The organism is Geodermatophilus sp. YIM 151500 (assembly GCF_025716945.1).
GTDB lineage: Bacteria > Actinomycetota > Actinomycetes > Mycobacteriales > Geodermatophilaceae > YIM-151500.
The window spans coordinates 1-12,163 of the sequence record NZ_JAOVZT010000001.1 but is presented as its reverse complement, the minus strand read 5'-3'; the positions used below and the strand labels follow the sequence as shown (position 1 = coordinate 12,163).

Genomic DNA, 12,163 nt, shown 5'->3' with positions numbered 1-12,163 from the left:
GAGGCGCCATGGCTGGGATGGATCAGGGCGCACCGATGCGCATCCTCGTCGTCAACGTCAACACGACGGCGGCCATGACCGACACCGTCGTGGCCGCGGCCCGCCGGGTCGCCGCCCCGACGACGGAGGTCATCGGCCTCACCCCGCGCTTCGGCGCCGCCTCGGTCGAGGGCCACTTCGAGAGCTACCTCGCCGCCGTCGCCGTGATGGACGCCGTCGCCTCGTACGACGGTCCCTACGACGCCGTCGTCCAGGCGGGGTTCGGCGAGCACGGCCGCGAGGGCCTGCAGGAGCTGGTCGAGGTGCCGGTCGTCGACATCACCGAGGCCGCCGCCCTCACCGCCTGCCTGCTCGGCCGCCGCTTCGGCGTGGTCACCACGCTCCAGCGCGCCGTCCCGCTCATCGAGGACCGCCTGCGCCTGGCCGGGCTCGACGACCGCTGCGCCGGTGTGCGGGCCAGCGGGCTCGCCGTCCTCGAGCTCGAGGAGGACGCCGGCGCCGCGGTCGAGGCGATGGCCGCCCAGGCCAAGCGGCTGGTCGAGGAGGACGGCGCCGACGTCGTGTGCCTCGGGTGCGCGGGCATGGCCGGCCTCGGCGACGCGGTCGAGGCGGCCACCGGCGTCCCGGTCGTGGACGGCGTCGCCGCAGCCGTCCCGCTCGCCGAGGGCCTCGTCCGGCAGGGCCTGCGCACCAGCAAGGCCGGCGGCTACGCCGCCCCGCGGCCCAAGGAGCTCCTCGGCTGGCCGCTCCCCGGCCGCCGCGGCGCGCGCTGATCTCCACCCCCGAGCACGTCCCGCACGTCCCGCACGTCCCGCTCGTCCCGTCGTCCCGCTCGTCCCGTCGTCCCGCACCCGCTCCAGCGAGGAACGCCATGTCCACCACCGCCCCACCGTCACCGCCGCGCAAGCGCCGCAAGCACCCCGTCGACGAGGTCCCGCCTCCCGGCAAGCTGGCCGTCTACGGCCTGCAGCACCTGCTCGCCTTCTACGCGGGCGCGGTGATCGTCCCGATCCTGCTCGCCGGCGCCATCGGTCTCTCCGACCGCGAGCTGATCCACCTGATCAACGCCGACCTGTTCACCTGCGGCATCGCCTCGATCATCCAGTCCGTCGGCTTCTGGAAGGTCGGCGTCCGGCTGCCCCTGCTGCAGGGCGTCACCTTCACCGCCGTGTCGCCCATGATCGCCATCGGGCTGGCCGCGGGCGGAGGAACGGACGGCCTGCTGGTCATCTACGGCGCGGTCATCGTCGCCGGCCTGTTCACCTTCCTCATCGCCCCGTACTTCAGCCGGCTGATCCGCTTCTTCCCCCCGGTGGTCACCGGCTCGGTCATCACGATCATCGGCATCGCGCTGCTGCCGGTCGCCGCGCTCGACGCCGTCGGCGGCGGCGCCGACCCCGACCCGGGCAACGCTCGGAACCTGGCGTACGCGCTGGGCACCCTGGCCCTGATCGTGCTGATGCAGCGCTTCTTCCGCGGCTTCCTGGCCACCGTCGCCGTCCTGGTCGGGCTGGTCGTCGGCACGGTGACCGCGTGGGCGCTCGGCGACGCCACCTTCGGCGCGGTCGCCGACTCCTCGTGGGTCGGCGTGACCACGCCGTTCCACTTCGGCTGGCCGAAGTTCAGCCTGGCCGCGATCGTGTCGATGATCGTGGTCATGCTGATCACCGCGGTGGAGACCACCGGCGACGTCTTCGCGACCGGCGAGATCGTCGACAAGCGGGTCGGCCGCAAGGACATCGCCGCGGCGCTGCGCGCCGACGGGCTGGCCACCACGATCGGCGGCGTCTTCAACTCCTTCCCCTACACCTGCTTCGCCGAGAACGTGGGCCTGGTCCGCCTCACGCAGGTGAAGAGCCGCTGGGTGGTCGCCGCGGCCGGCGGGTTCATGATCCTGGTCGGCCTGGTGCCCAAGGCCGGGGCGGTCGTCGCCGGCATCCCGCACCCGGTGCTCGGCGGCGCGGCGCTGGCCATGTTCGCCACCGTGGCCGTCGTCGGCATCCAGACGCTGGCGAAGGTCGACTTCAACGACCACCGCAACGTCGTCATCGTCGCCACCAGCCTGGGCCTGGCGCTGCTGGTCACCGTCCAGCCGGGCATCGCCCAGGCGGTGCCGTCCTGGGCCCAGATCATCCTGGGCAGCGGCATCACGCTGGGCAGCATCACCGCGATCGGCCTCAACGCGGTGTTCCACCACATCGGGCGTCCGCACGGCGCCGCCGTGGCGGGCATCCCGGGGCACGGGCAGGTCCGGCTCCAGGACGTCAACGCGATGAGCCGCGACGAGTTCGTGGCCACCTTCGGCCGGCTGTTCCAGGGCCCGACCTGGGTGGTCGAGAACGCCTACACCCAGCGGCCGTTCAGGGACACGTCCTCGCTGCGGCTGGCCTTCCAGGAGGCCCTGTTCGCGGCCACCCCGGAGCAGCAGCAGCAGCTCATGGACGCCTACCCGGCGCTGGGCAGCGACACCGTCGCCGAGGGCGCGGCGGGCGAGCAGTCCACCCTCGACCAGGCGACCGCGGGCCTCACCCGGCTGACCGACGAGGACCACGCCGCCTTCCGCGAGGTGACCACCGCGTACCGGGAGAAGTTCGGCTTCCCGCTGATCGTCTGCGTGCGTGACAACCCCAGCCGGGAGCGGATCCTTGAGCAGGGCCGGATGCGCCTGCAGAACTCGCCCACGCAGGAGCACGCGGCCGCGCTGATCGAGATCGCGAAGATCGCCGGGCACCGGTTCGACGACCTGGTCGCCGACGCCAACCCGATCCACACGGCGCGGACCCAGCGCTACGGCGCGACCGCGCTGTAACACCCGGGCGGGAGGCTGCAGGCGGGCCTCCGCCGACCGGCCGGGCGGCCGACCGCCGCCCGGCCGGTCCGAGACAGACAGGAGCAGCAGGAGATGCAGTCGCCAGCCGTCACCGTGAACGGGCGGTCGCTGCCGCTCGACGGCACCGCCCCCTCCACCACCGCGCTCGACTGGCTGCGGGCGCAGGGCCTGGTGGGGTGCAAGGAGGGCTGCGCGGAGGGGGAGTGCGGAGCGTGCTCGGTCCTCGTCGCGCGGCCCGGCAGGACGACGCCCACGCAGTGGACCGCGCTGAACGCCTGCCTGGTCCCCATCGCGGCCTTCGCCGGGCAGGAGCTGGTCACCGCGGAGGGCCTGGGCACCCCGGACGCGCTGCACCCCGTGCAGCGCGAGATGGCCGAGCGGGGCGGGTCGCAGTGCGGCTACTGCACGCCCGGCTTCGTCTGCAGCATGGCGGCGGAGTACTACCGCGCCGACCGCGCCCCGGCGGCGGCCTCCGACGGCCACCCCGGGGGCGGGCCCGACCACCTGCACGGCCCCAACGGGTTCGACCTGCACGCCCTCAGCGGCAACCTGTGCCGCTGCACCGGCTACCGGCCCATCCGCGACGCCGCGTTCGCCCTCGGCGCTCCGGACGACGACGACCGGCTGGCCGCCCGGCGCAGCCAACCGCCACCGCCGGCGCCCGCGACCCGGGTGGCCGCCGACGGCGCGGAGTTCGTCCGGCCCGCCGGGCTGGCCGACGCGCTGACCCTGCTGGCCGACCGCCCGGAGGCGCTGCTCGCCGCCGGGTGCACCGACTGGGGCGTCGAGGTCAACCTGCGGGGCCAGCGCGCGCCGCTGGTGGTGGCCATCGACCAGCTGCCCGAGCTGCGCGGGTTCGACGTCACGGCGTCCGCAGTCGAGATCGGTGCGTCGCTGAGCCTGTCGGAGATCGAGGAGCGGCTCGCCGGCCGGCTCCCGCTGCTCGACCAGGTGTTCCCCCAGTTCGCGTCCCGGCTGATCCGCAACGGCGCGACGATCGGCGGCAACCTCGGCACCGGCTCGCCCATCGGCGACACCACGCCGGCGCTGCTGGCGCTCGAGGCCACCGTCGTCCTCGCCTCGGTCGACGGCGAGCGCGAGGTGCCGCTGGCCGACTACTTCACCGGATACCGCCGCAGCGTGCGGCGGGCCGACGAACTCATCCGCGCCGTCCGGATCCCGCTGCCCGCGGCCGGGCTGGCCGCCTTCCACAAGGTGGCCAAGCGGCGCTTCGACGACATCTCCAGCGTCGCCGTGGCCTTCGCCCTCGACGTGCGCGACGGCGTCGTGCGCCGGGCGCGCATCGGCCTCGGCGGGGTCGCCGCCACGCCGGTGCGGGCCCGGGCCACCGAGGACGCGCTCACCGACCAGCGGTGGGACGCCGACACGGTGGACCGGGCGGCGGCGGTGCTGGCCACCGAGGGCACCCCGCTCGACGACCACCGGTCCAGCGCCGCCTACCGGTCGGCGATGTTGGGCCAGGCCCTGCACCGGCTGTTCGCCGAGAACCCGACCCCCCAGGAGGTGGGAGCATGAGCGCGCTGTCCGAGCGGCCGGCCGAGCCGGTCGTGGGGCGGGCCGTCCCGCACGAGAGCGCCGCGCTGCACGTCACGGGCCAGGCCCTGTACACCGACGACCTGGTCGGCCGCACCAAGGACGTGCTGCACGCCTGGCCCCGGCAGGTCATGCACGCGCACGCCCGCGTGACCGCGCTGCGCACGGAGCCCGCCTACGCCGTGCCCGGCGTCGTCCGGGTGCTCACCGCCGCCGACGTCCCCGGGGTCAACGACGCCGGCGTCAAGCACGACGAGCCGCTGTTCCCCGACGAGGTGATGTTCTACGGCCACGCCGTCTGCTGGGTGCTCGGCGAGACGCTCGAGGCCGCCCGGCTCGGCGCGGAGGCGATCGAGGTCGAGGTCGAGCCGCTGCCGGCGCTGGTGACCGTGCGGGAGGCGATCGCCGCCGGCAGCTTCCAGGGCGGGCAGCCGCACCTGGAGCGCGGCGACGTGGAGGCCGGCCTCGCCGGCGCGGCCCACGTGTTCAGCGGCGAGCTGGAGTTCGCCGGTCAGGAGCACTTCTACCTGGAGACGCACTGCTCGCTGGCGCACGTCGACGAGAACGGGCAGGTGTTCGTGCAGAGCAGCACGCAGCACCCGTCGGAGACCCAGGAGATCGTGGCCCACGTGCTCGGGCTGACCAACTCCGAGGTCACGGTGCAGTGCCTGCGGATGGGCGGCGGCTTCGGCGGCAAGGAGATGCAGCCGCACGGCTTCGCCGCGATCGCGGCGCTGGGCGCCACGCTCACCGGCCGGCCGGTCCGGCTGCGGCTCAACCGGTCGCAGGACATGACCATGTCGGGCAAGCGGCACGGGTTCCACGCCCGGTGGCGGGTGGGCTTCGACGAGTCCGGCTGCCTGCAGGCGCTGGACGCCACCCTCACCTCGGACGGCGGCTGGAGCCTCGACCTGTCCGAGCCGGTGCTGGCCCGGGCGCTGTGCCACGTCGACAACGCCTACTGGATCCCGAACGTGCGGGTGAACGGCCGGATCGCGAAGACCAACAAGACCTCGCAGACGGCGTTCCGGGGATTCGGCGGCCCGCAGGGGATGCTGGTGATCGAGGACATCCTGGGCCGCTGCGCGCCGCTGCTCGGCGTCGACGCCGCCGAGCTGCGCCGCCGCAACTTCTACACGGCCGGGGGGACCACGCCCTACGGGCAGCCGGTGCGCCACCCCGAGCGGCTGGCGACGATCTGGCAGAAGGTGCTGGACGCCAGCGACTTCGCCGCCCGCACGAGCGAGATCGAGGCGTACAACGCCACGCATCCGCACACCAAGCGCGGCCTGGCCGTCACGCCGGTCAAGTTCGGCATCTCCTTCAACCTGACGGCGTTCAACCAGGGCGGCGCCCTGGTGCACGTCTACAAGGACGGGTCGGTGCTGATCAACCACGGCGGCACCGAGATGGGCCAGGGCCTGCACACCAAGATGCTGCAGGTGGCGGCGACGACGCTCGGCGTCCCGCTGCACCGGGTGCGGCTGGCGCCGACGCGCACCGACAAGGTCCCCAACACGTCAGCCACGGCGGCCAGCTCCGGCGCCGACCTCAACGGGGCGGCGGTCAAGAACGCCTGCGAGCAGATCCGCGGGCGCCTGGCGCAGGTCGCCGCGGAGCGGCTCGGGATCAGCCCGGCCGACGTGCGCTTCGCCGACGGCGCGGTGCACGGCATCGCGTTCGCCAGCGACCGGCTGGCGTGGGAGGAGGTCGTCAAGGCGGCCTACTTCCAGCGCGTCCAGTTGTGGGCCGCCGGCTTCTACCGGACGGAGGGCCTGCACTGGGACTCGTCGCGGATGCGCGGCGAGCCGTTCAAGTACTTCGCGTACGGTGCCGCGGCCGCGGAGGTCGAGGTCGACGGGTTCACCGGCGCGTACCGCACCCGCCGGGTCGACATCGTGCACGACGTCGGCGACTCGCTCTCACCGCTGGTCGACCTCGGCCAGATCGAGGGCGGCTTCGTGCAGGGCGCCGGCTGGCTCACGCTGGAGGACCTGCGCTGGGAGGAGCGCGAGGGCCCGCACCACGGGCGGCTGGCCACGCAGGCGGCCAGCACCTACAAGCTGCCGAGCTTCTCGGAGATGCCCGAGGTCTTCAACGTGACGCTGCTGCCGAACGCGACCGAGGAGGGCGCGGTGTACGGCTCCAAGGCCGTGGGTGAGCCGCCGCTGATGCTCGCCTTCTCGGTCCGCGAGGCGATCCGCCAGGCCGCGGCCGCGTTCGGGCCGCCCGGCCTCAGCGTCGACCTCGCCTCGCCCGCGACACCGGAGGCCGTGTACTGGGCCATCGAGCAGGCCCGGCGCAGCACCGAGCACGGGCACGTCGACGAGGGCGCCCCCGGCGTGCTGCCGGACCAGCCGGCCGCGGACGCACCACCGATGGTGCCGTTCTCGGAGCGGGTCCAGCGGATGATGACGCGCACCTGAGGGAGCGGTCGTGGAGTGGACAAGGGCGATCGAGGAGCTGCGCGCCGCGCGAGGGCGCGGGGTGCTGGTCACGGTGGCGGCGGTCCGCGGGCACGCCCCCCGCGAGGCCGGCGCGAAGATGGTGGTCGCCGCGGACCGCACCTGGTGCACGGTCGGCGGCGGCAACCTCGAGGCCGTGGCGGTGACCCGGGCGCGGCAGCTGCTGGACACCGGGGGGTCGCGCCCGGAGCTGGTGACCGTCGCGCTGTCGGACAAGGCCCCGTACCAGCACGGCGTCCAGTGCTGCGGAGGCGAGGTGACGCTGCTGCTCGAGCCGCTGCCGGTGGCGCCCGCGGTGGCCGTCTTCGGGGTCGGGCACGTCGGGCTGGAGCTGGCGCGGATCCTCGCCCGGCGCGACCTCGACCTGCACCTGGTCGACTCGCGGCCCGAGCAGCTCACCGACGAGCGGCTGGCCGTGCTGGCCGACGCGGTGGCCGCCGTGCACGTGCACCACGTGCCGGTGCTGCCGGAGCTGGTGCTGGCCGAGCTGCCGCCCGGGGCGCACGTGCTGATCATGACGCACGACCACGCCGAGGACGCCGCCCTCTGCGACGCGGCGCTGCGCACCCCGGGCCTGGGGTCGATCGGGCTGATCGGCTCGGCGGCGAAGTGGGCCCGCTTCCGGCGCAAGCTCGCCGACGAGGGGCACCCGGACGAGGTGATCGACCGGATCACCACGCCGATCGGCCTGCCCGGGCTCACCGGCAAGGACCCGTCGACCATCGCGATCGGCGTGGCCGCCGCCCTGGTGGCGATGCTGGAGCGGGAGGCGGCCGCGCGAGCGGCCGGGCCGGCCGCCGGTGGCGCGTCCGGCGCCGATCCGGCCGCCGGTGACGCGTCCGCCGCTGATCCGGACGCCGGTGCCCCGTCCGCCGGTGACCCGGCCGCCCGGTCCGTGCCGGCGGGCGCGTCGGAGGGCACGGGGGCGCGGCCATGACGCTGTTCCGCGCGACCGTGCTCGACACCCCCGACGACCCGTTCGCGGGGGGTTCGCTCCGGGCGGACGCCGACGCCGGACTGCTGGTCCGCGACGGGCTGGTCGTCGACCGCGGCGGCTTCGCGGCGATGGCCGCGCGGTACCCCGCCGACGAGGTCGTCGACCTCCGGGACGGCGTCCTGCTGCCCGGTTTCGTCGACACGCACGTGCACTTCCCGCAGGTCCGGGCGATCGGCGGGCTCGGCATGCCGCTGCTGCAGTGGCTCGAGCGGTGCGCGCTGCCCGAGGAGGCCCGGCTGGCCGACCGGACCTACGCCGAGGCCGTCGCGGAGGAGTTCGTCAGCGGCCTGGTCCAGGCCGGCACGACCTCGGCGCTGGTCTTCGGGTCGCACTTCGCGCCCGCCGTGGACGTGCTGTTCGCCGAGGCCGCCGGCGCCGGGCTGCGGATCACCGCCGGCCTGGTCGTCAGCGACCGGCTGCTGCGCGAGGAGCTGCTCACCACCCCGCAGCGGGCCTACGACGAGGGGCTCGCGCTGGCCCGGCGGTGGCACCGGGTCGGGCGGACCCGGTACGCGGTGACCCCCCGGTTCTCGCTGTCCTGCGGTGACGGCCTGCTCGACGCCTGCCGGTCGCTGCAGGCCGACGTCGACGGGGCGTGGTTCACCTCGCACGTCAACGAGAACGCCCAGGAGATCGCCACCGTCGCCCGGCTGTTCGACGGCTGCGGCTACGTCGACACCTACGACCGGCACGGCCTCGTCGGCCGGCGCAGCGTGCTGGCGCACAACGTGCACCCGACCGACGCCGAGCTGCGCTGCCTGGCCGAGCGGGGTGCCGGCGTGGCGCACTGCCCGACGAGCAACGCGGCGCTGGGCAGCGGCCTGTTCCCGCTGCGGCGCCACCTGGCCTGCGGGGTGCGGGTCGCCCTCGGCTCCGACGTCGGCGCGGGCACCGGCTTCTCGCTGTTCAAGGAGGGGCTGCAGGCCTACTTCGTGCAGCAGCTGCTCGGTGACGAGGGGGTGCCGCTGTCCGCGGCGCACCTGCTGCACCTGGCGACGTCCGCCGGCGCCGAGGTCCTCGGGCTCGGCGACGAGGTGGGCGACCTGGGCACCGGACGGCGCTTCGACGCGGTCCTGGTGCGCCCGGCCACCGGCTCGACCCTGGACGTCGCCCTGCGGCACGCGGCCGACGACGAGCAGGCGCTGGCCAAGGTCTTCGCCCTCGGCTCGACCGCCGACGTCGCCGCGGTGTGGGTCGACGGCCGCCCGCTGCTGACGCGCGGGCCCGACGGCGCACCGTCCGGCACGACCGGCGACCGGTCGGGCCGGGTCGCGGTGCCCGGGTGACCCGCTCGCCGGGCGGGCCGGGTCGCGGTGCCCGGGAGACCCGCGGGTCGGGCCGGGGCGCGGTGCCCGGGTGACCCGCTCGCCGGGCCGGGTGCGTGCGCTCGCGCCCTGTTCCACGGCCCGGAACGGGGCGTCGGCGCACACGCTCGGCCGGCTCGGCGTACCGCGCCGGTCCCCGACCGGCGCCCGCCCGGGTCCGGCGGTGACCCAGTCAGGCGGTGCGGACGGCGCGCGGCCGGAACACCCAGCGCAGCGCGACGAACCGCGCGAGGCCGATCGATGCGGTCACCGCGAGGACGAGCACGACCTCGGTCGTCGCGCCGGTCGTCGCCCCGGACGCCGCGAGGGCAGCCAGCCCGAGGCTCGAGGCGGCCCAACCGGTGAGCGCGAGGCCACCGCCGGCCCACTGCGCGCTCCACCAGTCGACGCGGTCCGCGGCGCGGAACGTCAGCCGGCGGTGCAGCTCGTTGGCCAGCGCCGACGAGGCGAGGGCTCCGGCGAGGTTGGCCGGCTGCGTGCCCAGCGGGGCCAGGGCGAGGAAGAGGAGGGCGTAGGCCAGGTTGGCCACGCCGCCGGCGGTGAGGAAGCGGGCCAACTGCGCGACGCCGCCGTTCCCGCCGGCCCACTGCGCGAGCCGCCGCGCCGCGTTCGCCGCACGGTCGCCGAGCACGGTCGGGTCGTCCCGGTGGACGCCTGGGCTCCAGGCGGTGTGGGACACGAGGCTTGCTCCGGCGGGCACGCCCCCGTTGTCCCACCCGCAGCTTGCCGTTCCCTGGGTGCCGGCTGGGCACCCGCTGCCGGGCCGGGACGAGCGGCGTCGCGATCGAGCATGCCGACCCCGACGAGTCGGTCGACGCGATCGGGGGGAGGCGCGCGACACCTCGTCGGTGCTGCCCGACCTGACCCGCGGGCCGATCGCCGGGCACGTGCCGGGCCGCCCGCGACCGGACGCCGGTGGTCTTCGCAGCGTGCGACAGCGGCTCACGACAGCGTGACGCCGCTGTCCCTCATCCCGGGGGAGCGGGCGTGCGGAATCCCTGGTGGTCAGAAGGGCGGCGGACCGTCGTCCTGGTGCGGTGTCCCGGTCGGCGGGTGTGTCCCGGTCGCGGGTGGTGTTCCGGGTGGGCGGGGTGGTGCGGGGGATCTCAGGCCGGGTGGGCGGGTGGTGCGGGTGATGCCCGAGGGGGTGGTCACGTGCAGGGTGCCGTCGTCGTCCAGGACGAACCGCCAGCCGCGCGCGTGGGTCTTGAGCCGGTGGTGGCTGCGGCACAGGCAGCACAGGTTGCTGTCGTGTCCTTAGTATGACTCCCTATGTCGACACCCCGGTCCGCCGCGATCTACGCCCGCATCAGCAGCGACCAGGCCGGAGAAGGACTCGGCGTCCGCCGCCAGGTGGAGGACTGCCGCAGGCTCGCGGCCGACCTGCGGTGGGAGGTCCGCGAGGAGTACGTCGACAACGACCTGTCCGCCTACTCCGGCAAGCCCCGCCCGGAGTACCTGCGCATGCTGGCCGACCTCACCTCCGGCACCCGAGACGGCGTGCTGGTCTACCACCTGGACCGACTGACCCGCCGCCCCCGCGAACTCGAGGACTTCCTCGAGGTCCTGGACGCAGCCAGGGTCCGGCACGTCAAGTTCGTCGCCGGGGACGCCGACCTGGGCAGCGGTGACGGGCTGCTCGTCGCGCGCATCATGGGTGCGGTGGCCGCCCAAGAAAGTGCCGCGAAGAGCCGCCGCGTGAAGCGCAAGATGCTGCAGAACGCCGAACTCGGGCTGCCGCACGGTCGCTCCCGCCGCCCGTTCGGCTTCGAGGACGACGCGACGACTCACCGCCCCGCTGAGGCGGCGATCATCCGAGACCTCGCGGAGCGCTTCGTCGCCGGAGAGTCGCTGCGCTCGCTGTGCACCGACCTGGATGATCGCGGCATCCGCAGCGTGAAGGACGTGCCCTGGCAGACCCACAGCCTGCGCCAGGTGCTGGCCAACCCGCGCATCGCGGGCCTGCGCAGCCACAACGGTCAGATCGTCGGCCAGGCGGCCTGGGAGGGTCACGTCCCGAGGGGTGGTGTAGCTCGTCCGCGTGCTGCCCTGCGGGGGGCTGACTATGCCGTGTGCAGGCGGGCTGGTCGATCACCTCGTTCTGCTCGGTGCGTCGGGGCTCCAGGGCGGTCGGCTCGGGCGGGGTGAGCAGGGCCATGGAGGCCTCGGAGAGGTAGCGGCGGTCGGCGACCTGCCACTCGTCGTGGGCCTCGATCAGCACGCAGCCGGCGAGCCGGAGCAGGGAGGCGTCGTCGGGGAAGATGCCGACCACGTCGGTGCGCCGCTTGACCTCCTTGTTCAGTCGTTCCAGCGGGTTCGTGCTCCAGATCTTGCGCCAGTGGGCCTGGGGAAAGTCGGCGAAGGCGGTGATCTCCTCGCGGGCGTCGCGCAGCAGGAGAGCCACGGCGGGGAACTGCCGCTGCAGGGTGGTCGCCACGTTGTCCACCGCCTCGCGGACGGTGTCGGCGGTGGGCTGGGCGAAGATGGTGCGGATCGCGGCGGCGATCATCTCCGCCTGCCCCTTGCTGACCCGGGCGAGCACGTTGCGCATGAAGTGCACCCGACACCTCTGCCAGGCCGCGCCGGTCAGCACGGTGTCGATCGCGGCGGTCAGGCCGCGGTGGGAGTCGGAGATGACCAGCTGCACCCCGCCCAAGCCGCGGTCGCGCAGGCCGCGCAGGAAGCCGGTCCAGAACACCTCGCTCTCGCTGTCGCCGACATCAACCCCGAGCACCTCGCGGCGGCCATCGGCGGAGACACCGGTGGCGATCACCACCGCCCGGGAGACCACCCGCCGGTTGACCCGGGCCTTGCAGTAGGTGGCGTCGAGGAAGACGTAGGGGAACGCCTGCTCGCCCAGGGATCGGTCCCGCCAGGCGGTCACCTCGGCGTCGAGCTGGCCGCAGATGCGGGAGACCTCGCTCTTGCTGATGCCCGATTCCACGCCCAGGGCGGCGACCAGGTCGTCGACCTTGCGGGTGGACACGCCCTC

At 74.6% G+C, this 12,163-nt stretch carries 8 protein-coding genes and 2 pseudogenes; 7 read left to right on the top strand and 3 right to left on the bottom strand.

All coding sequences use genetic code 11. The features are described from left to right. Positions 1-8 precede the first annotated feature (8 nt). The 6 genes from OF117_RS00050 (at position 9) to OF117_RS00025 (ending at position 9,132) form a co-directional block, all read left to right on the top strand. A complete protein-coding gene (locus OF117_RS00050) occupies positions 9-773 on the top strand; it encodes an aspartate/glutamate racemase family protein (RefSeq protein ID WP_263550735.1) in 765 nt (254 codons plus the stop codon). A gap of 98 nt (positions 774-871) precedes the next feature. Next, a complete protein-coding gene (gene uraD / locus OF117_RS00045) occupies positions 872-2,809 on the top strand; it encodes a 2-oxo-4-hydroxy-4-carboxy-5-ureidoimidazoline decarboxylase (protein ID WP_263550734.1) in 1,938 nt (645 codons plus the stop codon). Between the two features lie 93 nt (positions 2,810-2,902). Continuing rightward, complete coding sequence (locus tag OF117_RS00040; RefSeq protein WP_263550733.1) at positions 2,903-4,366, top strand: xanthine dehydrogenase small subunit; 1,464 nt, start codon at positions 2,903-2,905, stop codon at positions 4,364-4,366. Continuing rightward, positions 4,363-6,810, top strand: a complete 2,448-nt coding sequence (gene xdhB, locus OF117_RS00035) for a xanthine dehydrogenase molybdopterin binding subunit (RefSeq protein ID WP_263550732.1) — start codon at positions 4,363-4,365, stop codon at positions 6,808-6,810. Before OF117_RS00040 ends, xdhB begins: the two co-directional genes overlap by 4 nt. A 10-nt stretch (positions 6,811-6,820) precedes the next feature. After that, complete coding sequence (gene xdhC / locus OF117_RS00030) at positions 6,821-7,786, top strand: xanthine dehydrogenase accessory protein XdhC (RefSeq protein ID WP_263550731.1); 966 nt, start codon at positions 6,821-6,823, stop codon at positions 7,784-7,786. Next, positions 7,783-9,132 carry a guanine deaminase gene (locus tag OF117_RS00025; RefSeq protein WP_263550730.1) on the top strand — a complete coding sequence of 450 codons (1,350 nt, stop codon included), beginning with the start codon at positions 7,783-7,785 and terminating at the stop codon, positions 9,130-9,132. The genes xdhC and OF117_RS00025 overlap by 4 nt, the downstream gene beginning before the upstream one ends. Positions 9,133-9,343: 211 nt before the next feature. Here OF117_RS00025 and OF117_RS00020 read toward each other — a convergent pair whose 3' ends face one another. After that, the gene (locus OF117_RS00020) at positions 9,344-9,850 is read right to left on the bottom strand and encodes a GtrA family protein (protein WP_263550729.1); all 507 of its coding nucleotides are present in this window, start codon (positions 9,848-9,850) and stop codon (positions 9,344-9,346) included. A 326-nt stretch (positions 9,851-10,176) separates the two neighbouring features. Further along, positions 10,177-10,419: pseudogene (locus OF117_RS00015) on the bottom strand (HNH endonuclease); the annotation flags it as partial. A 24-nt stretch (positions 10,420-10,443) separates the two neighbouring features. On the opposite strand from OF117_RS00015, the gene OF117_RS22190 reads away from it, so the two are divergent. After that, a complete protein-coding gene (locus OF117_RS22190) occupies positions 10,444-11,319 on the top strand; it encodes a recombinase family protein (RefSeq protein ID WP_411969391.1) in 876 nt (291 codons plus the stop codon). 7 nt (positions 11,320-11,326) lie between these two features. On the opposite strand, the pseudogene OF117_RS00005 reads toward OF117_RS22190, so the two are convergent. After that, positions 11,327-12,163: pseudogene (locus tag OF117_RS00005) on the bottom strand (IS256 family transposase); the annotation flags it as partial.